At 55.7% G+C, this 22834-nt stretch carries 15 protein-coding genes; 11 read left to right on the forward strand and 4 right to left on the reverse strand.

Annotation, left to right across the window (positions count from 1 at the left end; all coding sequences use genetic code 11):
- Positions 1 to 91: 91 nt before the first annotated feature.
- Complete coding sequence (gene rfbA, locus D3250_RS03915; RefSeq protein WP_119902006.1) at positions 92 to 979, reverse strand: glucose-1-phosphate thymidylyltransferase RfbA; 888 nt, start codon at positions 977 to 979, stop codon at positions 92 to 94.
- Between the two features lie 75 nt (positions 980 to 1054).
- On the opposite strand from rfbA, the gene rfbB reads away from it, so the two are divergent.
- The 8 genes from rfbB (at position 1055) to D3250_RS03955 (ending at position 14463) form a co-directional block, all read left to right on the forward strand.
- A complete protein-coding gene (rfbB, locus tag D3250_RS03920; protein WP_119902007.1) occupies positions 1055 to 2053 on the forward strand; it encodes a dTDP-glucose 4,6-dehydratase in 999 nt (332 codons plus the stop codon).
- A 1-nt stretch (position 2054) separates the two neighbouring features.
- Positions 2055 to 3488, forward strand: coding sequence for a sugar nucleotide-binding protein (locus tag D3250_RS03925; RefSeq protein ID WP_119902008.1), 1434 nt, complete (start codon positions 2055 to 2057; stop codon positions 3486 to 3488).
- A 357-nt stretch (positions 3489 to 3845) separates the two neighbouring features.
- The gene (locus D3250_RS03930; protein ID WP_147383473.1) at positions 3846 to 4907 is read left to right on the forward strand and encodes a hypothetical protein; all 1062 of its coding nucleotides are present in this window, start codon (positions 3846 to 3848) and stop codon (positions 4905 to 4907) included.
- A gap of 7 nt (positions 4908 to 4914) precedes the next feature.
- The gene (locus tag D3250_RS03935; protein WP_147383474.1) at positions 4915 to 6039 is read left to right on the forward strand and encodes a hypothetical protein; all 1125 of its coding nucleotides are present in this window, start codon (positions 4915 to 4917) and stop codon (positions 6037 to 6039) included.
- Entirely contained in the window at positions 6029 to 7318 is a 1290-nt protein-coding gene (locus D3250_RS03940) for a class I SAM-dependent methyltransferase (protein ID WP_119902011.1), read from the forward strand. The genes D3250_RS03935 and D3250_RS03940 overlap by 11 nt, the downstream gene beginning before the upstream one ends.
- 149 nt (positions 7319 to 7467) lie before the next feature.
- Positions 7468 to 9654: a glycosyltransferase gene (locus tag D3250_RS03945; RefSeq protein ID WP_119902012.1), complete on the forward strand. Its 2187-nt coding sequence runs from the start codon at positions 7468 to 7470 to the stop codon at positions 9652 to 9654.
- Positions 9655 to 10245: 591 nt separating this feature from the next.
- On the forward strand, positions 10246 to 11607 hold the full coding sequence (locus tag D3250_RS03950; protein WP_119902013.1) for a hypothetical protein: 1362 nt from the start codon (positions 10246 to 10248) through the stop codon (positions 11605 to 11607).
- 1455 nt (positions 11608 to 13062) lie between these two features.
- The gene (locus tag D3250_RS03955) at positions 13063 to 14463 is read left to right on the forward strand and encodes a hypothetical protein (protein ID WP_147383475.1); all 1401 of its coding nucleotides are present in this window, start codon (positions 13063 to 13065) and stop codon (positions 14461 to 14463) included.
- A gap of 171 nt (positions 14464 to 14634) precedes the next feature.
- On the opposite strand, the gene D3250_RS11915 is transcribed toward D3250_RS03955, so the two are convergent.
- The gene (locus D3250_RS11915; RefSeq protein WP_225973162.1) at positions 14635 to 14847 is read right to left on the reverse strand and encodes a hypothetical protein; all 213 of its coding nucleotides are present in this window, start codon (positions 14845 to 14847) and stop codon (positions 14635 to 14637) included.
- Positions 14848 to 15749: 902 nt separating this feature from the next.
- A complete protein-coding gene (locus D3250_RS03965) occupies positions 15750 to 17498 on the reverse strand; it encodes a hypothetical protein (protein ID WP_119902016.1) in 1749 nt (582 codons plus the stop codon).
- A 272-nt stretch (positions 17499 to 17770) separates the two neighbouring features.
- Here D3250_RS03965 and D3250_RS03970 point away from each other — a divergent pair, with 272 nt between their 5' ends.
- The 3 genes from D3250_RS03970 to D3250_RS03980 are packed head-to-tail and all read left to right on the forward strand — an operon-like array spanning position 17771 to position 21707.
- Complete coding sequence (locus D3250_RS03970) at positions 17771 to 20197, forward strand: glycosyltransferase family 2 protein (RefSeq protein WP_158583064.1); 2427 nt, start codon at positions 17771 to 17773, stop codon at positions 20195 to 20197.
- Complete coding sequence (locus D3250_RS03975; protein ID WP_119902018.1) at positions 20194 to 20598, forward strand: hypothetical protein; 405 nt, start codon at positions 20194 to 20196, stop codon at positions 20596 to 20598. Before D3250_RS03970 ends, D3250_RS03975 begins: the two co-directional genes overlap by 4 nt.
- Entirely contained in the window at positions 20598 to 21707 is a 1110-nt protein-coding gene (locus D3250_RS03980) for an ATP-grasp fold amidoligase family protein (protein ID WP_119902019.1), read from the forward strand. The genes D3250_RS03975 and D3250_RS03980 overlap by 1 nt, the downstream gene beginning before the upstream one ends.
- On the opposite strand, the gene D3250_RS03985 is transcribed toward D3250_RS03980, so the two are convergent.
- Complete coding sequence (locus D3250_RS03985; protein ID WP_119902020.1) at positions 21704 to 22801, reverse strand: hypothetical protein; 1098 nt, start codon at positions 22799 to 22801, stop codon at positions 21704 to 21706. The genes D3250_RS03980 and D3250_RS03985 overlap by 4 nt on opposite strands.
- Positions 22802 to 22834: the final 33 nt, after the last annotated feature.

The raw sequence follows: 22834 nt of genomic DNA on the forward strand, positions 1-22834 counted from the left end.
GCGAGGGCACTCCCCCGGTGGGACTGTCCGCACTGCCTTAACAATGGTGTGGAGAGGCAGGTTAACACCGAGTCATCAAGAGCCGGCTCGCTTAGTGACGGGTTCTCCCCGCTTGGGCTCGTTGCAGCAGGTATTGCCCGTATTCGGTCTTTTTCAGTAGTTGCCCTGCTGCCGCGAGCTCGTCCGTCGTGATCCACGCATTTTGCCAAGCGATCTCTTCGAGACACGCCACTTTGAGGCCCTGACGCTTTTCGATCGTCTCGATGTACTGGGCAGCTTCCAGGAGGCTGTCGTGAGTGCCGGTGTCCAACCAGGCGAAACCGCGGCCCAGCCTTTCCACTACGAGGTCCCCGCGATCTAGGTAGGCTTGGTTCACGCTGGTAATCTCGAGCTCATTGCGAGCGGAGGGTTCGACATCCTTGGCAACTTCGACGATGTCGTTGTCGTAGAAATAGAGACCCGTTACGGCATACGGAGATTTCGGCTCAGGGGGTTTTTCCTCAAGGGACAAGACTTTGCCATTTTCGTCAAATTCAACGACTCCGAAGCGTTCTGGGTCCTTGACGAGGTATCCGAACACGGTGGCGCCAATGTCTGTTTGGTTGGCGCGGCGGAGCTGGTCGGAGAAGTGCTGGCCGTGAAAAATATTGTCGCCGAGGACGAGACAGGCCGGGTCGTTGTCGAGAAATTTTTGACCGATGATGAAGGCCTGGGCAAGTCCGTCGGGGCTGGGCTGTACGGCGTATTCGAAGTTCACGCCGAAGTCTGAACCGTCTCCCAGAAGTCGCTGATACTGGGGCAGATCATCCGGGGTGGAAATAATGAGTATGTCTTGGATCCCTGCCAGCATCAGCACGGAGATGGGGTGATAAATCATAGGCTTGTCGTAAACGGGCAGGAGTTGCTTTGAAACCCCGCGGGTGATCGGGTGCAGGCGTGTGCCTGATCCTCCGGCAAGAATGATTCCTTTGCGTGCCATCAGTTACTCTCCAAATTGCGACAAAAATGGCGGACGAGATCCGTTGTGCATCCTACCGGCCATATGCTGAGGGGTATGAGTCGATTATTGGTGACCGGTGGAGCTGGGTTTATAGGATCAAACTTCGTGCATTACGTCGTGGAGCACACTGAATATGACGTGACGGTGCTGGATAAGCTCACTTATGCGGGCAATGAAGCGTCGTTAGCCGGGCTGCCGCCGCAGCGAGTGAAGCTTGTGGTCGGCGATATAGCGGACGAGGACCTGGCGGATTCTATGGTGGCTGAGGCGGATGCCGTTGTGCACTACGCCGCGGAGTCCCATAATGATAATTCGCTCAGTGACCCGACCCCCTTCCTACACACGAACATCCAAGGCACCTTCACGTTGCTGGAGGCCGCACGCCGGCACGCAACGCGGTTCCATCATGTGTCGACGGATGAGGTCTACGGAGATTTGAAGCTGGATGATTCGGCGAAATTCACTCCAGAGACTCCCTATAACCCCTCCTCCCCATATTCCTCAACGAAGGCTAGCTCCGACTTGTTGGTACGAGCGTGGGTGCGGTCGTTCGGACTGGAGGCGACACTCTCGAACTGTTCGAACAATTATGGTCCGCGCCAGCACGTGGAGAAGTTCATTCCCCGGCAGATTACGAATGTGATCGATGGTGTTCGCCCGCGGCTCTACGGGAAGGGTGAGAACGTGCGGGACTGGATTCACGCGGACGACCACTCCTCGGGAGTGCTGGCTGTTCTGGAGCGTGGCCGCACTGGAGAGACGTACCTGATCGGTGCCGATGGTGAGCGGAACAACCTTGAGGTCGTCCGCGCAATTCTAAGCGAGATGGGGAAACCTGCGGATGCGTTTGACCATGTGAAGGACCGTCCAGGCCACGACATGCGGTATGCGATTGACGCTTCTAAGCTGCGTGAGGAACTCGGCTGGGAACCCGGGTTTACCGATTTCGAGATTGGTCTGCGCGACACGATTGACTGGTATCGGGAGAACGAGAGTTGGTGGCGGGGGCAGAAGGCCGAGGCTGAGGCCAGATACGCGAAAGTGGGGCACTGAGATGAGGAAGCAGAAGAGCGTCGAAATTGAGACGGGTAAGAGGCTAACCGTCCGTGAGACATCAATTCCTGGGCTAAAAGTGCTCGATCTATCCGTCCATGGTGATACCCGGGGCTGGTTCAAGGAGAACTGGCAGCGAGAGAAGATGGTGGCGCTGGGTCTGGAGGATTTCGGGCCCGTGCAAAACAACATCAGTTTCAACGCGGCACCTGGGGTGACGCGAGGCATTCATGCCGAGCCGTGGGACAAGTACATCTCGGTGTCGACGGGTCGCGTCTTTGGTGCTTGGGTGGATCTGCGCGAGGGGTCCAGCTTCGGCACGACTTTTTGGTGTGAGATTGATCCGAGCGTTGCGGTGTTTGTGCCGCGGGGTGTGGGAAATGCGTTCCAGGCGTTGGATCAGAACACTGCGTACACGTACCTAGTGAATGATCACTGGTCTGCGGAGGCGCAGAATGAGTACACGTTCCTGAATTTGGCGGATGAGGCGGCGAATATCCCGTGGCCCATCCCCCTGAGCGAGGGGGAACTGTCGGAAAAGGACGAGGCGCACCCCCGGTTGGCCCACGTGATGCCGATGAAACCCCGGAAAACCTTGGTGATTGGTTCAACAGGTCAGCTGGGTGGCGCGTTAGCTGAGTTGTGGGCGGACCGCGACGATGTGGTGCTGGTCGGCCGGGACACAATAGACCTGGCACGCCCGGAGACTTTGGAAGCGGTGAACTGGGCGGAGTACGGGACGGTCGTGAACGCAGCCGCGTATACGGCGGTGGACGCTGCCGAGTCTGCGGAGGGACGGGAGCTGGCTTGGGCTGTGAATGCTGCGGGCCCTGCGCGATTGGCGCGGATTGCTTCTGAGAGGCGCCTGCGGCTGGTGCACGTTTCGACGGACTATGTGTTTGACGGCACCCGGCAGGTCCATGATGAGGATGAGCCGTTCGCCCCGCTAGGCGTGTATGGGCAATCCAAGGCTGCGGGCGATCATGCGGTGGCCTGCACCCCGAAGCATTACATTCTGCGGACTTCGTGGGTGATTGGAGACGGCAATAATTTTGTGCGCATTATGGCATCTCTGGCTGAGCGCGGCGTGGACCCGAGCGTGGTGAGCGACCAGGTAGGCCGCCTGACGTTCACGTCAGAAATTGCCAGAGCTATCGACCACTTGTTGGTGAGTAACGCGGAGTACGGCACGTACAATGTGTCGAACTCCGGGGAGCCGGTCTCGTGGGCGGAGGTCGCAAAGAGAGTGTTTGAGCTGTCGGGGCACGATGCTGCTCGTGTTACTCCTGTGACGTCGTTAGAGTACTTTGCAGGGAAGAAAGGGATTGCACCACGTCCGGCCCAGAGCGTGTTCGACCTAACCAAGTTGGAGTCCACTGGGTTTAGCCCAGGGGATCAATTTGCCGGCCTCCAGAGCTATCTGAAGGCCGGCTGAGTATGGCCGGAGAGTCAGGGTGGCGCGGCTGCAAGTCGCTCCCGACTGACGTTGGAATGGGAGATTATCGGATGTTTGTAAATTTAGTGGTGTCCTGGGGGAAGCAAAGCGTAAGGATGAGCAGCCGATGGGGGAGACGGATGTCTCCAGCCCGCGACTCTCTGGACCTCTATGCGCTGCGGTCGTCCGTCCCGGCCCTAAATTGAGATAGATGGCGAGTATGTTTATGTCGTGCTCTAAAGTTGACTGTTAAATTGCCTGCCGTATGCGCCGCCCAATTGCCGGTGGCTTTGAGGACTACTAATGATGTTGGATCAGATGTCTGGGACAGCAGTGTCACAGCTTGCACTAGTTAATATGACCGGTGAAGTCGATGCAGAATGGATGACCGCGCTCAAGGGGACTTCTTCCGCATGGTCGATGCACACCATGCCCCGATTGAGCGACATCCAAGTCGCACTAGAGGAGAAAGAAGACATTCACGCCGTCATCGTCTGCACTCCGCCCGAAAAGTGCATCGTGCGTGCGCTCCGAGCAGCGGGTGAACCATCGGAGGCTCTGGTGGCCTGGCAGGATTTTGCCGAGTCATTGGTGCGTCTGCACGGTCGGTTTTGGCAACGTATGACGGTCATCGATACCACATTAGCCACGCCGGACGGGTTCGAGGTGTTGGCGCAGCGAATCGAATCGGTTGCGGGGATCACCCTTAGTGGACTGAATGAACTTCCAGTCACTTCGACTGCCGCGCGGCTCGGTACTGAGACGGTGGATCTCGACCTGGCCGCTCTTCAGCTGCTGAGCATGCGTCGGCCGGAGCAGCTCCGCGGAGAATTGGAAGCTATCACCCTCTCCGACAGTACGAAGCCCTACATTCCGGAACTGGTGGAGTCCTATCTGCAGCAGCGTTCCCGGGGCCGTGAGTCTGTCCGGAAGCAGGATAGGGAGTTCTCGGCAACGAAAAAAGATCTTGAAGCGGCACAGGAAGAGAACTCGATGATCATCGAGCAGCTGCACAAGACGCAAGAGGAGCTAGAGCGTTACGTCCTAAGACAGCGCGAACAGAGTGCAAAAATAGAAGCGTTGAGCCGAGGACGTGAATACCGGCAGGCTAAGGTCGCTGAACTCGAACAAAAGGTCGAGGGGTTCCGCCGAGGGAGAGATTATCGGAAGGAGCGGATCGCAGAACTTGAGTCTGAACTTCAGGAGCGTGAAGACAAACTAAAGTGGCTGCGCTCGGTCTCTGAAAAGCATCGCCAGGCAGCGAGGGAGTTTAGAGCAGAAAGTCGTGAGCGGCAGGAGCGGATGGAGTCATTGGAGAAACGGCTGGCTGATCTAGATTCTAAGCTGAAGAGTATGAGGAGTTCACGCTCGTGGCGCTATACGAAGCCACTGCGTAGGTTGAATGGTACCGGGGACTGATGGGAGCATGGATCAGAGATCCCAAGAGTTGGGTGTTTTTTCGAGCGAGAGTGCGCCGTGGGATGTGGATGGGACGATCCTCCACGTAGGTTCTGTCGATGAGCGTCTGCTAAGTGGCTATCTTTCATCTACGGCTACGCAAATCTATGTGGTTGACGCTGATCCACTTGCACTTCAGTCTGTCGAAGATAAAGCGCAACGCGACAAACGCCTTGAGACAAGTCACCGTGTAATTTCAAGTGATCACGAGTGGACAACGTTTTATATATACAGTCAGACCGCGCATAACGGACTTCAGCCTCCCCAGGAAGTGCAGAAACGATACCCCGGTGTGCAACTCGTCAAAGAAGTCGACGTCGAGACGTGTTCTGTGGAGAGCTTGCTTGAGCAGGTTGCAATGAGTGAAGCTGAGACACATTGTCTGGTGGTAAACAGTGTTCACATTGCAAATCAAGTCTTGATGCAGTTTGGTGGGGTTGTGTCCTCCAACGTACGCCCACGCCTGGTGGTGCTCGGTAATCTGGATATTGCGGAGCAACTGGGCAGAAACGGAACGCTGCGCCTACTATATTCGCGGGGCTACTCAATCACCGAGGTACTCTCCCTCCACGAAGACTTCACCTTGCTGATGGCGCAACCGACGTCTCAGATCAAGGAACTTAGCGATCGTCTGAGGGAATCCCAGGGCGAAAGAGATGAGTGTCGGGAGAAGTTTGAAGACGCGAAGCAGAAATTCAGGGAACGACTTGCTGAATTGGAAGCCCAGCAACAGATTGAACTGGCTGAAGCGAAAAACCGGTGGGACCAGCAACAACGCAGGGACAAGAGCCAGACGAAAGAAGAAGTGCGGCTCAGAGACGAGCAGGACAGTCAACTCGCTGAGCTACGAGACGATCTGGTAAAGGCCCAAGAGCAGCTTGCGTCCAGCTCCCAGGAGCTCGAAGAAGCTGACCAACGTATGCAGAAAATTGCAAAGCGAAACACGGCACTTCGCACAGAGAACCAACTTCTGAAGGCCGAGGAAGAGGAACTCAAAAAGCGTCAGAAGACGCTGGATGCCGAGATCCTCAAGGTTGAAGTCCAGTTACAGATGCTCAAGGAGTTGCTAGTTAAGGCTCGCGATGACGATTGATGCCGAATGGTTGGCGGGTCGGTGGGAAGCCGTTTCAAGCTCCCCTGTTCAACAGTCCTCCGCAAATGATGGGCAGCGGTTCCAAGCATTGCTGCAGCAGGGTCGGTTTGAGGAGGCTCGAGAGATCATTACTTCCGGTTCCATGGAACCAACGGTTGCGGCTAAAGCGCTTTCGGCGGCGGTGCACACATCTCTGGGCCGCATTGCTTTGCTTAATAATAGGGAGTCGCAGGCTCAAAGTCACTTCCAGACCAGTATAGAGACACTCGCTCCTGCGTGGGTAACCGACAATACGGTTGATATGAGAGTCCAGGAACAATTGAGGCAACTTGATCTGCCCCCGCGGGTACCAGGTACTCCCTATGAGGAGTCTCAGAGGAGAGAATGGGTGGGAGAAGCGTGGCTTGAGGCAGCCCGTGGCACCTTTCCTAAGTCGACGGAAATTTTGATAGCTCTGGCGGAAGGGTCCTTCCTTCGGAAAAATTATGATGAGGCGATCAGGCATTGGCAGCAGCTGTCTGCAGTGATGCAGGGTGCTATGCCACAGGAGTTCTATAATCGCCTTGATAAGGCGTACCAAGCTCAAGGAAGCTTCCCCTCCGGCACTCCCGACGAGGAGCAACTGCGCGGTAGCATGGATAAACATAAGTTTCTGGAAGCGATGCATCGCGATTTGGACCCCGACTTATATCTCGAGATCGGCGTGCAGTCGGGTGTAAGTTTTCGCCTCGCACGGTGCCAAGCGATTGGTGTTGATCCAATGCCATATCCAAGCTTGGGCTTGAGCAAGAACCATACCTTGCTGCAAATGACGAGCGACACTTTTTTTGATGAGGAAGCGGAAGTGTGGTTAGTGAATTCTCCTGACCTTGTATTCATAGATGGAATGCATTTGTTCGAGTTTGCTTTGCGTGATTTTATTAACGTGGAGAAGTTTTCGTCGAAAAACACGATAGTAATAATGGATGATATTTTCCCAGGGCACCCTGCTCAGGCTGAGCGTGACCGTCGCACGCGGGCGTGGACTGGCGATGTATGGAGGCTCGCTCACGCACTACGTGAGTTTCGACCGGATCTTCAACTAGATACTTTAGATGTTAGTCCCACCGGGCTTCTGGTGATTCGCAATCTTGACCCGGATAACGTTCTTCTGAGCCAAAGGTATGAAACAATTGTGGAAGCGACACTGAAGACGGATTTAGATTTAGAACGTTACGTAGAGAGAAGTAATTCTATTGATCCACATAAATGGCTCAGTGAATCGAGACTAAAAATGTAATATATTAAAGTGTGTGCGTGTTTTATATTGGTAACGTGGTAAATTACTGAACTGTCAAATTACTGTCATGTTTATAACAGTGAGAATTGCGAGTCGGGATGCATTTAAAGTGATGTTTAAAGTAGAAGAAATGTTTTGGGAGGCACGCCGTGAGTATTCTTAAGAATGCTAACGAATACTTCCGAAACGCGGAGTACAAGAAAGCCGCTAATCTATATGAACAGGTCGGTCGCGTTTATCCGGAGCTGAGTTACACACTCGCGATGAACCTGCATCTGGCACTGCAACGGGCGAAACCAGGTAGGACTGGCCAGGCACCCGGTGACAAATACAAGTTGTTGAATGAGCGCTTCACCGTAGACGTTGTAATTCCCGTCTATAACGCGTTGGATGACGTTAGGCACTGCCTCTCGGCCTTGGCTACCGAGGACGATGGGTTCGACGTTCGTGTTTTCGTGGTTGATGACGGGTCCCGAGAGGACACCGCGGCGTGGCTAAGGGATTTCTGTGAGGCAAACAGCTCTCGATTCCATCTCTTCGTGAATAAGTTGAATCTCGGTTATACCGTCACCGTGAACCGAGGCCTACGATTATCTACCGCAGACTTTGTCGTAACGTTGAATAGCGATACTCGAGTAACTTCCGGCTGGCTTACGGCCCTCGTTCGGTGCATGGTTTCGGATGATTCGATCGGTATTGCAGGGCCGCTCTCCAACGCGGCAAGTTGGCAAAATGTGCCGGAACTTTACGAGGACACGAGCTTTGCGATCAATACGCTACCGACTGGCTTTACGCCCAACGATATGGCGCAGTGCGTGCGAATGGCCAGTCACCGAGTCTATCCGCGAGTGCCATTTGTCAATGGTTTCTGTTTCATGATTGCGCGGGATGTCTTTGAGGAGGTGGGCTTCCTCGACGAAGAGACATTCCCAACGGGATACGGAGAGGAGAACGATTTCTGTCTACGAGCGGCAGAGGCAGGGTTTACGATGGCGATAGCTGATGATGCGTACGTATTCCACGCTAAGTCAAAGAGCTTCGGACATGAAAAGAGAAAGGAACTCGCGAAACGGGGCGGGGCCGCGCTCAAGGCTAAACATGGTGCGGAGATGGTCAACACCAAAGCTGGTTTCATCAGAGAGATGGAGGAGCTTCGCTCCGTCCGCGCCCGAGTGAAGTCTCAGATGACGACACTAGTCAAACGATCGATCCGGGCTACTCCTTCTCGACCATTGAAGGTCCTTTTCTGCTTACCGGTCTCAGGGGGTGGCGGAGGAGTCCATTCTATCGTCCAGGAGACGCAAGGTCTGAGGAAACTGGGCGTCGACGCGACCGTCGGAGTTCCTGCCAAGCACCGAGATAAGTTCTTGCACGCATACCGTGATATTCGGGATGCGGAAGATTTGTTTCTCGGGGTTCGCGCTAAAGATTGGAGTAGAGTTGCAGCGAATTACGACGTGATGGTCGGGACCATCTTCACTTCCATGCCATTGGTGCGTGAAGCTGTGGATGCTTACCCCCATGTCATTCCGGCGTATTACGTACAGGACTACGAGCCCTTCTTCTATGAACCGGGTTCGGCGAAATGGGCCGAGGCTCGACAGTCATATGAGTTGATTCCAGAAGCGGTCCTTTTCGCCAAGACGCACTGGATCCGTCATAAGGTGCTCGAGGAGCACGGCGTGTACGTGCACAAAGTCTCGCCGAGCATCGATCACAAAACTTATACGCCGGTGTCGAGTCAGACTCTTCAACCCGCACAGCGGCGGAAATTCGTCGTATCGGCGATGATTCGCCCGAAGACGCCACGCCGAGGCGCGTACCGCACAATGGGGATCTTAGCTCAACTGGAGGCACAGTTCGCGGACCGCCTGCGGATTGAGGTCTTCGGCACCCCTCCGGAGGATAACTTCTTTGCAGAAGTGAAAGACGGTCCAAGTAGCTACGTGGCACACGGCTTGCTTACTCGTCCAGAGGTTGCCCAGGTTCTACAGAAGTCCGATCTATTCATTGATCTTTCGGACTATCAGGCCTTCGGACGAACAGCATTGGAGGCCATGGCTACAGGCGCTGCGGCCGTCGTCCCGCAATGGGGTGGGGGAGCCGAATACTCCTGGTCGAGCGCGTGCCTCAAGGTTGATCCCTTCGATCCAGACACTGGTCGCCAAGTCTCTGATTTTGTAGAGAAGCTCGCCGCAGCGCGCTGTGGCTCTGTGAAGAAAGAAGCGACCCGAGTGGCCCAGCTCTTTACGGTAGAACGCGCCGTGCTTAGCGAGAAGAATGTCTTTACTCACGCATTCGCAAAGGGTTGGAACGGGCTGATCGACGCCGCCTAGCTGAGTTCTTGCCGAAGGGCCAGTGTGGACGCAGATACTCCGGTAGCCAGAAAAAGCACCTTCGGAACGCAATTTGGCTGGGTTCCCAACGACGGTAAGCAACAATAGCGGGGTAGTCCCACGTCCCAGAACACCTGCATTAACTCAGGTGTGTGCCCATTGAGAAGAGCGACTGCATTCCCAGGCCAAGATCGTAGATGTCCTCGCCGCCTTCACGCAGGCAGGCCAAACCTGCCTCGTGATGCGTCTTCAGAGGGCAGCCGGTGAGCAATGAGGTTATGCGTGTCGGAATCCCATAGGCGCCGGTCTCGTGATCAGACCTGTACCGGACCGGACATCAGCACCATCTTGATCTGCTGAGTAATTGCTGACCTCAGGATGAAGTTGCAGTGCCTCCTGTGGTGAAGTGCTCATAGCTACCAGTTCGTGCTCTTGCTGCCCTGCGGCAAGGCGTTGCCTTGGCCGGGAGACCTTATGGGCGGAGAAGCATGAGATCGAAGGCGATTGAAGCGCAGGTCAGGTTTTTCGACGTAGTAAGCTGTAACAGGGCTATTAGAGTTTCTTGCCAAATAAGTAGAAAAGAGATCTTCAATGAACCTGATAGGTTTCACTGAGACGCATCGAGAGGCGCTGCGCACCATTGATTTTGCACACGATATAAAGTTCCGGTGTTGGTTATTCTTAGAAAGATATCCTGATCAGTGGTGTACTATATTTTCAGTAAAGCTATCCGAAGTATTATGTTCCGTAGAAGCGCGTTTTAGGGGAAGACATCTACAGATATATCACGGCGATGGATCAAAAGTTGGATTGCTTTTTTCGGAGACTTTGAGTGAGGATATATGGCCTTTAGGTCGATGGTTTTCACTCGCCTTCGAACGGTCCGTTAAGGAAACACACACGTCGCTCTCCTTGCAGGTATCTGGTGTGCAACGCTCAACGACAGTAAACACTAGCGATGGGACGCGACATCCTTACAAATTTACAGGAAAACAACAGCCAGCAATTACTCTTCTTGGTGACGATTCCTATAACGCAATGATGTCCTTTTACCATATAGAAGGACGGGCCCAACGTTACCTGGCCTTTCGAAGCGGCCGCATAGTATCAAATATCGCGGATCAGCAGGCCCTTGGCTACCAGAGAAGAGAGCTGACCGTCGGCACAGCAAACTATGGAATGCATGTTCACACTTTAGCGTCCGATTTGAATGAACATAATTTTAAATTGGTGGAGAAAAAAACAAAACATAACGCTGAAAAAAAATTTGTATCATGTTTACGAAAATTACAAAATGATGACTATAATTTACGTCGTATATTTCCGCGGGTGTACTGGCACGATGAAGTCGATCGCATGATGACCTACCTCATGGAGTACGTACCAAACGTCGGTGAGAAGCTCGATTCTGTGGACCAATTAAGAGCCCTACGTGCGGCAGCGGTGGCTCTTCGGCAGTTGGATGAGGCAGATAGACAATACGCAATAAGTGCCAAGTTGCCAGATACTTTAAGAAAAGGACAAACGTCGCTAGAGCTAGCTTTAGAAGATGACTCCCTCAATGAGCACTGGCCTAAGCTATCGAGAATCGTCAAATTGAGAGCAGAAATAGTAGACGCAGGAACTGTTTTAGCGCACAACGATGTTTGGTGGTCAAACGTAAGTTTTCATAAAAATACGTCGAATTTTAAGCTTATTGACTTCGGCTTAATTGGCAAAAATTATTACGGCGCTGATATGCATCACGTGTTCGTACGCTATTCTAGTGATACTGATTTAGTTAAGGAATATTTAAGTGTATACGCAGAGGTTTTTAACGTCAGTTTAGAATTGGTTAGAAAAGGTGCTTTGACTTACGCCGTAGAACGTGAACTAGCCCGTTATAGATCGCCGGGACGTCCAGATAAGTCCGTCTCGCTTTTCAACTTACGACGACTTTTGAGCTATTTATAATAAATACTAATTAGAATAATAAATTCCTAAAAATTTTTTAGTATATCTTCGGTTTACGTGATACTGAGTAATCGCGACTCTGCCGCTCTGCATGGCCTCGGCGTCGGGCGTAAATGTAGATGGCGCTTTTTGGGGCCAAAGTGTGATCGACGTATGCTCACCGAATAAGCATCCCGCAGTGGCAAGACGCAGGGATTTGTTGACTTTGCGGGATGCTGTCTGATGTTCGTCAGATGCGCCGGGATAGCTTTTCGGTCCACTGACCGGCCATCCGGCTCAGCGTTGACTGACAAGCCATGTGACTCGCCATCCGGCCGGTAATGGCGTACGACACAATGAGTCACCGTGTCTGCGCAGGCGACCCGCTCGATGGGGCCCGCCGGGCACCGCAGCTTCAATGCACGCCTATTTAGGATTAGCCAAGAAATTCGTCTTGGCGGCGTCCTCCGTTGAGAAGGTTTCTGGGACGTGGACCGCTAGATTTACGAACTCAATCATTCACTATGTACGTCAATCAAAATGTATGAAGATATCTTGCCAGATCCGCTTACCAAAGAGCTGCAGGACCATTTTACGGTGCCTTATGTGATACTCAGCCGAGCCGGCCGACTGGCATGCGGGCGAGCGAAAGGTGAATTTCGTGTTGAGCTCGGGCTTGGTTTTCATTGGGAAGGAGCGCTTTATTATTAATATTCAATTTATACAGAAAAATTTATGGGTCCATCTGTCATACGCTTGAAGATTTGATTGTCTATAGGATAATTTAACTCGTTTGGAAGATGTGTACCCCGATAAGTGCTCTGTTATGAGAACGAATTATGTTGTCGTGGGGAAGTCGAAGGTCCGGGGGTGGTGAGCGCGCTGGAGTGGCGTTCTGACTTGCCCACCACGGGGGTGACGAATAGCGCGGAGTCCTGATGTTAGCAGGCCACGAGCTTCTCCTCCTGTCATGTCTTCGAATGTGGTAACCACTGCCGGCACGTCGCTGGCGGCGGTAGTAATCCGTCCGGAGAGTCTATGGGCGGGGCATGCTCGGCATCCACGTTAACAACAAGCCCTTATGCTGGTCCGTCGTGCCGGATCCATGCTCCGCCGCGACCAGGCCCCGGATGAGAAGACCCCCCCGGATCATGAAGCGACTGGGGGACAACGATCATGCCCAGAGACTGTAGCGGCCAACACCACCTATCCTGCCGGAGAAACAGTGCCTCTTGGAAGCTAACGGGCGGGTAAGAGTTAGGTGCAGAGACATCCTTCCAGGCCGCACACAGTTAGGTGGGTCAAGGCGTCACCTATATAGTGCGGCAGGCTCCTAAGCTTTCAGCAGATCGGCGCGTCGCTCCCTCTATGCGGGGCATGAAGTCACACTAGGTGGTCAGACACTTCTGGCAGGAGGTGGATGAGTGGTTGGCCTTGTGTGCTTCTGGGTCGATTGCGTATGAGACCATCGATCTTATGGGTATGCAGGCTTCTTCGCTGAGCTCGGCGAATATGGCGCTGAGAGATAGTCGGCTGGAAGACGCCGTGCATTTCTACGCCACGGCCCTTCAGGAAACTCCGGAGCTGGCGAAACACATCGACTTCAATATCCATTGGCTCAGTCGGACTCTCCAAGGCGATGAGGAAAACACCGTTCTCGCAGCATCGACCCTTCACCCGCCCACTGGCAAAGAACTGCCATCTGGTGAGGTTCTCGTCATCGTGCTCTCGCATACTCTTGCCCGAGGGGGGGAAACCGGCCGACTCCTCTCGCGACGGGCGAACCACCGCGTAGGCGTCCTCGCGCTCCTCGAAGGTGGAGAATCGACTATCGAGGCGCTCATCAGAATCCTCCGAACAGCCGAAGCCAAGTACGCCCTTGTCGTTGCCGATGAGACTTTTCCCGCCAGGGACTGGCTCCGTCAAGCCCACCATGCGTTGACAAGCCACCACGCAGAAGTCGCCTTGGGCAACACGGGTGTACCCACGTCTGTACCCGAGTGGATGAACGCTTTGGCGCCGCCGAAGCTCCTCGCGCAGGCCCTCCGAAACCGAAGCATCGGTGAAGCAGAGAAGGTCGAGGTACCAAATTTCTTGCTAGCATACACCGGCGAAGGCGACGGTGGAGCGTCCGCGAGCGCCGATATACGGAGCAATATCCAAGTGGTGGAAGTCTCTCCCAGCGAGGAGCACCAAGAGATCACTCACGTATCGGAAGATGTGTGTGTCATTATGCCTAGCGTCGACGTGGACCGGGCCCGCCACACTGCTCAGTTGCTTCATGATCGTGCCGGAATGGCATCCAGCATCGTCATTGCTTGCGACGTTGAGCGACAAGGGTTCATCCCCACACTCAACCAGGTCGCCCGCAGCAACGCCGCATCATGGGTCGTCTATCTCGCTGAGGACGCCCTCCCAGGGGAAGCGTGGTTGCGAAAGGCCCATGAGAAACTGGTCTCAAACGAAAAGAGTCTGCTTGCATTCAACTGTGGCAAATGGCACGGGCGGGTCGCTGCCTTCGGGATGGTCAAAAGGTCATGGGCCTATGGTCTCTATGGGAACCAGATTTTATATGAAGGCTACCAATCACACCGTGCTGACAACGAACTAACGGTCCTCGCTAGAGCCCAGAATGAATTTCTGTACGCGCCGGACTGTGTGCTTGTGGAGTATGACCCGCGGAAAGACTTTCGTTCATCCGAGCGCGTCGCCAGCAATTTTCGGCGAGCAGACGCACGTCTGTTTCGGGAGAGATTCCAGGAGAACTTCGGTGGCCTCGTCACGTCTGAACAGCTAGAGCCGCTTGAGGAAGAATATCTTAAGGTAAGAGCGCACTATGCCAAGCAGGGCCCAGTGATGGGAGGCTCGCAAGTCTAGGACCTCCCTTCAAGCCTATGTAGATCTGGCAGCGAGCCGTGGCAATCTGCCTGAAGCCCCCCGCCTCTGTATCAATACCGGCGCGGAACCCCACCCCCTCACAGCTTCCGCTGGAGGGGGCCGGCCTCAAGAAAAGCGAGTTGGACCGCAACTAGTTCAAAGCATGGTCATCTAGTTGATGTGTGCCCTGCGAATAATTTCATCCACAATCGCTTCGCACAGGCCCCGGCTGTGACCAAATACTGGAAGGTCATGGACGAGCGGATTCGGACTGGAATTAACTTCGATCACTGTGGCTCCAACCGCGGATGTCACATTGGGCATCAGAAAGTCAACGCCAGCGTATCCGAGCCCAGGGATGGCCTCTGCGACAGTCTCAGCCAAACGAAGCACCTCTGAGGGAACTGTGTCAGTGATGTCAACATGTACCCCACCCCGTGAAAGGTTCGCCGTTCCATTCAGAAATTGAACACGCTGTGCCGCGATAACAGTCCGTTGGTCAACTCCAGCCCTGCTGAGGTAATCCCCGTCAGGGACGAACTGGAGATGACTAAGGTACGAGTGCTGCGACCGTGCTGCTATCAGGCGCGAACTAAGCTGGTTCAGGGTAGACACTCCGTCCCCCACAACAAAGGGGGGAATTCTTGCTGCCGCCGCCAACGCACGTCCGCTAACGACAGCTATACGTACATCGACCCCAGCAACCTCATCTTCGATTAGTATCCGACCCGCTCGGGAGGTCCTCTGAGCCCTCGTCCATGCGGCTTCAAGTGCCCCCGGACTTCGAATCCCAGTAGTTACCCCTTCCCCCTGGCTGCCGTCGAGGGGTTTCACAACAACGGGGTCTCCGCCACGGCTCTCAGCATATTCCATGGCTCCTTGTACGTTGCTTCGCTCCAATAACCGGAATTCCGGTGTCGGGATTCCGGCGCGGTGAAATAGCTCCTTAGTGAGGCTCTTGGACGCGCAGATTTGGCCAGCCGTAACACTGGATATGGAGGGGCGAAGCCCGGTCAATCCACCGATGCAAGTTGTTCCGTCAAAGAACAAAGAAACTCGCCGTTCAGAAACGACTTCTAGACCTCGCGACCTGGCAACTCGGCGAAGGCGACGACCCGCGGATTCGTACGTTTCTGAGTCCGTAAGGTCAGTCCATCGCGAAGCTAGATGTTTTTCTACAAAGCGAACGTTAGTGGTTGTCAGGTTCGAGTCCGGCGACAACGGCGCAAGTTCCATACGTCTCCTCGTGGTTTGCATTTTATTGCGACTTAGAGGTTCCACAGGCATTAGGTACTTTCTCGCGACAGATCTCCGTGCGTCTTCTCCAAGGAGTCAGGCTCGTGAGATACTCGTGCGTTTACTTCATTGGAAGCGGCAAGTGTCTGCTCGAACTGCACATTCTTGCCGCGCTGCAACTCGAGTTCTGCATTCGCGGATTTGATCCTCTTGCGCAAGCGCGCCACTTCTGCCGCGGTGCGTGTAGTGCCCTTTTGATAGGCGCTCAGCGAACGATCGTAAGTGGAGGGTTCCCAAGTCTTGCCGTTCAACGGGTAGTCCAGCAACGAAGGTTGCATGCGTTCGATAATTCTTCTGAACAAGGTCAGCTGGACTCGATCCAGTTCTGGAACCGAGAGCAGCAGACGTATCATCTTCCGCGAACCGAAGAGCTGATACGTGTCGAAGGTGACGTCTGATTCGACTATGTGGGCGTGGTTCCAGTTTGCGACTCGGTGTTCCCACAAGAACATGTCGGTAAGGCGGTACCCAGTCGGAATTGAGCGCAACTTAGTCTTATCGATGTACTCCTGAAAACCTGCCTCCCCGGGTTCCCACCACGGGTCGTCTAATGGACGCTTGACGTCTTTCCCGCGCTTGGTGAGGCTCGCCATCCTGCGAGCAGAGATTTCCATAGTTTCGGCGAAATGAAGACTCTGGGCGAAGTGCCATTTCCCCACACCGTTGATTTGGCCTCGAACGTGGAGTGAGTCATGGGGGAGGTGCTGATGATAGACCCAGGAGATCACCGTATTCGAACGTCGCGGACTCAGTTCGCGAAGCACCCGGACGTACGCCTCAGGGGGTTTCTCCGCAGTGTTTAGGTCAAACATTTGGTGGGGCAAGCCAAGCTCACTCGACATTGTTGCCGCCAGTTTGTCGCGATGAAGCTCGCCGCTCTGACGGCCCGACCCTAAAGCCTTAGTATATGTGAACGCCTGAACGTTCTTCTCACCCGATCGACCAAAGGCCGCTAACGAAGTACGCGAGTCCACGCCGGCACTTGCCGAAACGATGATGTCGCGGTCACTCTCTGTCAAGATGCGGACCTGCTTCTCGAGCAGAGGCACCACCACGTCAGCGGCTTCATCTACAGATAAGGGAACAAATGGCCGCGGACCTACGCGATGGACCCGACCGGATTCAACCGAGAGTTCGGTATTCGGTGTCAGTTGCCACACCTGGTCATAAGGTGTTGTGCGACCTGGAAAGTCATTCGTGCGAACCTGGCCCACCCATTTGGTGAAGCGACTCGGTTTTCGTTTCAGGGTCTTTCCTACGATCCCCACGTGGGAGGCGACTATAGAGACTTCACGGTCGTAGAAAACGGCGCGGGACCCGATGGCGTCGCTCTGAACGCGAACCTCATCGCCTTGACGAGCAAAAACGACGTACTGGCCGAACATCTCTTCCAACACATCAAGGTATCGTCGTCGTGATGCCCCCAATGCTTCTCTCAGTCGATGGGCGATCTTCTCTAAGTTGGTCGTTTCGAGCTCAGGATGCAATGCGTGTCCGCAGATCACTACAGACTCGTCTTCGTCACTAGATTGCGCCATCGCTATGCGTGGGTCCCATCGCAGGGTACGTCCGGCGAACTCGCGACGCCTCCAAAAGTTCGGAACGTCAGGTGATAGGCCGGAATCGTGCAAGACGTAGCCCCGGCTGAACCTCAGATGCGAATAATCTTCGCTGACGTCGATTTGAGACGCGTCGCGAGGAACATGGTGCGTCCCGCCGTAGAAGTCGGCATCAAACATAAATGTGGGCTCCTGAGGTTCTTTCGGTTTCTCTCCATTGTTGCCGATTGCACACGCGTTCAGTAGTCAGTTGTCCGCCCTTTGGCCGAGGGACCGAGAACTGGGCGTTTCGGAATCGCCGATCATGTGTATGCCAATGCTGGCATACTGGAGCGTGTTTTCGGCCTGCCACAAAATTCGGAGGACTATTGGCTTCTGCGACTGCTAGTGCGCAACAGCTCCTGCGCGGCCGTCTCCTTGAGCTTTACCTAGACAACGCAGGTCCCCGCTCCGTGGCGCTGGAGCGAACTGCCCTGCGAAGCGAGTCGTTGCACATGCGTGCCCTGTTGGCCTCTGCTGCTACACAAGGCACCCTGACCTTCGCTGAGTTGAGCGATCAGGTGCTCCGGGGCAGCATTAGCGCGTTATCGATCGACCCATACGCCTTAGGCCGACTTGCCTACGTGGTGGCGCTGCAAGATCGAAATACGAACGACACAGTTTTCGCTACGAGGGCTTTGGAGACTGTTACGAGCTCTGATCTTTCTGATGTGGAAGGTAACCGGTTCAGCAAGCTTTTAGCAGAGTTGTACTTCGAACAAGGGCGGTTCAACGATCTAAGTGCCCTCGCCACCCGTTACCCCGATATTCGTACACACTTCCACTCATACTTGACGGTGGATGCCGTCAGTCCCTTCCGAGGAAATGACCTTGGTGAGGACGAGTACGAGAGATGGCTGCGCCGGTTCAATTGGCAGTTCAGTCGCAACGACCTCAAGACGGTTCACTTGTATGAAGGCAACGACGTGCCGTTCAACCGACTCACATCTCAGCCTGAACTCGGCCCGCAACCGACTGGGCCGCTGGTTACCGTCATCATGACGAGCTTCAAACCCATACGCGGCGACGTGCTCCAGGCCACTCGCTCCATCCTTGAACAGACTTGGCGCCCCCTCGAGCTGCTGATCGTAGACGACGCCTCACCCAGTGAATATGGGGGTGTACTGGATGAGGTTGAAGAGCTAGATGAGCGGGTCCGTGTGATTCGGCTCCAGGTCAACGGGGGGACTTATGCAGCCCGCAATGTAGGCATAGCGCAAGCGAAGGGTGATTTCATCACGGGCCAAGACTCCGATGATTGGTCTCACCCGCAGCGGATACAAACCCAAGTCAACGATTTGCTGCACAACCCTCACCGGCCCGGCAACCAGGTGTACACGGTCAATATGACCGAGGACCTCGTGCGCATACGGCGCGGTTACGGCCCATTCATTCCGTCTGCTCCGACCCTCATGGTGCGGACCCACATCATGCGAGAGCTCGGCGGCTACATTCCCGCACGCAAGGCAAGCGATAATGAGATGCGCGACCGTCTCTCCGCCTATGCGGGCAACCAGGTCTATGCCATACCGGAGCCGCTGATCTTCATGCGGATCCTGCCAGACTCGCTTTCCCGGTCTGACTTCAGGCCCGGATGGCAGCACCCTGCGCGGCGCGCCTTCTGGAGCAGCTACAGAACCTGGCACGCCAGTGCCAGCCGCGATGAGCTGCGGCGCGCCGCTGACGATCCCGATCCGATCTACGTGCCGCCACGGTTCACCACCGCCCCTCAGGCTGCCGTGGAGACTAAACACCTGGATGTCGTGTTTGCCGCCGACTGGTGTGAAGATGGCGCCACTCAAGCAGCAGCGCTCAAAGAGTTACGGGAGCTCATGGACGGCGGTTACCGCGTGGGGGTGATGCACCTGGAGAACGCTATACATCTTTCTCGTTACGCGCGGACTTACAACCAGTCGATCCAGAAGCTGATCTCCGACGGCGAAGTGACGCACGTGATTCCGGACGAGACCTTCTATGACGTCACACTCATTCTGGTGCGTATCCCCGAGCTGCTGCAGTTCATGCCGCACGGTCGAGTCGGCTTTCATGTCCACCGGGTCGCCGCCGTCGCAGACAAACCGGTCTGGCAGGAGCCGGGGTTCGTCGTCCGCTACCTGCCTGCCGACTGCGCCCAGCATGCCAAGGAGTTCTTCGGTGCCCGGCCGGTCTGGATCCCCACGAGTCCCACCGTTCGGGATAACCTCAGTGACCTTGTGAACCCTGGGGAGCTGACCGAGAGTGATTACAGGACTCCCTTCGATCCAGGGGCGTGGGCCGTTCCGCGTCGGAAGCCAAACCCCTCTAGGCCCGTGATCGGACGGTGGGCCGGTGAGACCGCATGGCAGTGGCCAGAGGCCGGCGAGCAGATTCAGCAGATCTGGCCCATGGACGGTTCTGCCGACGTTCGCTTCTATGGGAACCCTGCAGCAGTTCTGAAGGTCCTGGGCCGCACCAAGCTCCCCGAGGCCTGGTTAAGCTTCCAGGTTGGCGACATTGACCGGCGAACCTATTACCGCTCTTTGGACTTCTTCGTTCACTATCCGCAGCAGCGGGCGGTGGTCGACTTAGAGCTGCCCGTGCTCGAAGCGTTGGCGGCCGGATGCGTCGCGGTGCTGCCCCCGTGGATGGAACACCTCTACGGGGAGTCCGCCGTCTATGCCGACCCGGAGGCCGTTCAGCGGACTCTCGCTGCTTACATGCGGGACCGTCATTCTTTCATGCAGCAGTCCCGCCGCGGCGTAGAATTCGCCAGGACTCACCAGAGTTCGGACTACCGCAAACTCATCGATGCCGTCATCGCTGGCGGCAACATCACTGCACAGGAGGATCCACCACGGTGAAAGGCTTGTCTGTTCCGCAGCTGGGACTGCTCTCGCTCACGGCGCTAGGACTGTTGGTTTCGTTGGTGGGGGTGGTGGCAGAGGCTTGGGTGGTCGCAGCGGCTGCAGCGGTGGCCAGTTTCGGGTTCTTTGTCATCCTGGTGGTCTTCACTCTGGCTGCACTGACTCGGTCCGTGCGGCGATTGGGGGAACTCGTTCGCAGTACAGCCCCACGACTGCGTGAGACCTCCGCCGGCATACGCCGCGTTGACCAGCGCACAGCCGAGCGGTTTAAGACCCTGGACTCGGCTGAGGCGCGCTTGGAGGCCGCCGAGCGGCGCCTGGTGGCCGCTTTCGAGGCTCAGAGCCAACGCGTGGAGGACAGCGTGGCAGAAGCTGTCCAACACAACGGTCAGCGCTGATGCCCGCAACTGGGTCAGAGTTGAGCGCAGCTGAGGTGCGGGACCTCGTTCAGCAGGCTGATGAGGCGATGCGGACTAAGCTCGGTACGATGCTCACCCCCAAAGCGCGGCGGGAAGGGGGTGAGGCCCACCGAGAGGAACTGCGCGAACTCCTAGCGGTAGCGTCTCCCCACCACGTGCGTGACGTCCTGTTACACCGCATGCGGCAGGAAAAGATGTATGTGGGTCGCGGATTGTCCTTCATGGGCTTCATCGTGGCGAAGACCGAAGTCGGACGCCTCGGAGGCCGGTTACCAGGGTGGCCACTGGCTGTCACGAGCACCGGCTCCGAATTCGTGGACCTGCTCAATGTCCGGCGCCCTGCCACCTACACGCGCGGTGTACGGTTCGCGGATCTGGAGCTCACGCCGGGGACAGTCGTGAAGCCTGACCGCGGTTCCGGTTCGTTCGGATGCTACCTCGTATACGCGGAGGACGACGTCGTCCACGTTAAAGACAACAGAACCTTCAGTAATCGTGAGGATCTTCAGCGGCATGCCATGGCGGTGTTGAAGGACCGGTCATCGGTCACTAGTGCTACGCACGATCGCTGGTCCGTGGAGGAACTGATCCTCCGAGACAAGGCTCTCAAGAAACCAGCCGTTGATCTGAAGTTCTGGACCTTCTACGGGCAAGTTGCCTTTATCAATGAGGTCAACCAGCATCCAGAGACTCGCAGAGACTTCTGGAATCGCGAAGGTGAACGCATAAGCCCACCCGGCTCGTGGGGCTCTCCTTCATTCGAGGGAGAAGGTGTGAATCCCGAATATGTGGAGCTTGTGGAGAGAATCAGTCTGGAGATCCCGTACCCCTTCATGCGTATCGACATGCTTCACGGGGACGGCGAACTGATTTTCGGGGAGTTCACCCCCCGGCCTGGCGGGTCTGACTACTTCACGCCCGAATGGGACCGCCACTTGGGCGAAATGTGGGGTCTGGCAGAAAATCGTCTGCAGCAAGACTTGCTCGAAGGAAAAGAGTTTGCCGCGTATTCCAGCTTGATCAAGAAGTCCCGCCGCAAGCGAAAGAAGGCTACGCCCCAGGCAAGAAAGAAGCGGACTCAGAGTTAGTTGTTGGCCAAAGCGGCGATGCGCTGCATAATGGCGCGGTTGGGCAATTGAGAGCGGCCATAAGCGGGATACCGGAACTCACGCAGCGCGGCCGCCGGGGCGACGCCAGATACCACGGCTTGGCCCTCGGGAGCCAGTGACGGGGTCAGAATATCCACTGCTGACGCTCCTAGGCCAGGGACAGACCACATGCCGCTGACTGCCAGGTCGGTCAACTCCGGCCCAATGTGGTTCGTGATATCCACGCTCCATCCCGCGCCCATCTGACCCCGTCTGTCGTTCGTGAGCAGACGCACCTGTTCCGGAGGGAGCACCCTTTGGCCCTCCACGAGGAGAATGTCGAGCAAGTCCCGAAGATCGGCGTCTTTCACAGGCTCTAGGTGCTCGGATGCGTTGCGCCGTTTGACCGCGGCCTCAGCTAATTGATCGAGGGTGCGATTCCCATCTCCTATCGCGTACAGGGGCAGGCGAGCGACGGCCGCCACCACCTCCTCAGCGACAACGAAGAGTCGCAGAGGCAACCAAGGCAGGAAAGTCTCCACCTCGATCTGCTGCCTCATGGTTGGCATGTGTGAGACTGCCTCAGAAGTGCGGTCCCAGGCTTGGAGAAGTTGATCTCGTGTCCTGAGATCCACGGCCAGCCCCCCATGCGCCAGCCCCGCCGAAGGGAGTATGCTCACCGGGCGCTTGGTACGGTCGAGGAACGCGGCAGCAGATTTTGCCTGCGACACGTGCAACGTTTTGGCGGACAGGAAAGGAACATCAGAAAGAGCGAGACACCGGCGGGTGAGCTCGGGTGAAACGGTGGCACGCAGCGCCTGATGGCCCACTAAGGTGCTCACCCCATCCGAGACTCCACCCACGCGAACACCCGATCGGGAAATGACGTGGGTGGAACCGATCTTCTGAACACGCAATCGTCGGCCCTCTGCGGCGTCCAGAAGCAGCTTGGTTTGGCTCTTCACGGGCGCCCAGGTGTTGGGATCTTCTCGCAGAAGCTCCCGGTGATTCAGAATGAATTGTTCTAAAGGGGTGGGCCCCTCAGCACCTCGTTCGGTATCAGTGACCGACGTGTGACCAAACTCTTCTCGCATGGGCTCCACAGTATTATGCTGTGGCTCGCCCTG

It is taken from the genome of Nesterenkonia natronophila (assembly GCF_003595215.1).
GTDB classification, from domain to species: Bacteria; Actinomycetota; Actinomycetes; order Actinomycetales; family Micrococcaceae; genus Nesterenkonia; species Nesterenkonia natronophila.

Coding starts and splice junctions, on each gene's coding strand:
- D3250_RS03930 (WP_147383473.1), top strand. CDS start 3,846: ATGACCGGTGAAGTCGATGCAGAATGGATGACCGCGCTCAAGGGGACT.
- D3250_RS03985 (WP_119902020.1), bottom strand. CDS start 22,801: ATGCGAGAAGAGTTTGGTCACACGTCGGTCACTGATACCGAACGAGGT.
- D3250_RS03935 (WP_147383474.1), top strand. CDS start 4,915: ATGGATCAGAGATCCCAAGAGTTGGGTGTTTTTTCGAGCGAGAGTGCG.
- D3250_RS03955 (WP_147383475.1), top strand. CDS start 13,063: ATGGGTATGCAGGCTTCTTCGCTGAGCTCGGCGAATATGGCGCTGAGA.
- rfbB (WP_119902007.1), top strand. CDS start 1,055: ATGAGTCGATTATTGGTGACCGGTGGAGCTGGGTTTATAGGATCAAAC.
- D3250_RS03980 (WP_119902019.1), top strand. CDS start 20,598: ATGCCCGCAACTGGGTCAGAGTTGAGCGCAGCTGAGGTGCGGGACCTC.
- D3250_RS03965 (WP_119902016.1), bottom strand. CDS start 17,498: ATGTTTGATGCCGACTTCTACGGCGGGACGCACCATGTTCCTCGCGAC.
- D3250_RS03925 (WP_119902008.1), top strand. CDS start 2,055: ATGAGGAAGCAGAAGAGCGTCGAAATTGAGACGGGTAAGAGGCTAACC.
- rfbA (WP_119902006.1), bottom strand. CDS start 979: ATGGCACGCAAAGGAATCATTCTTGCCGGAGGATCAGGCACACGCCTG.
- D3250_RS03940 (WP_119902011.1), top strand. CDS start 6,029: ATGACGATTGATGCCGAATGGTTGGCGGGTCGGTGGGAAGCCGTTTCA.
- D3250_RS03950 (WP_119902013.1), top strand. CDS start 10,246: ATGAACCTGATAGGTTTCACTGAGACGCATCGAGAGGCGCTGCGCACC.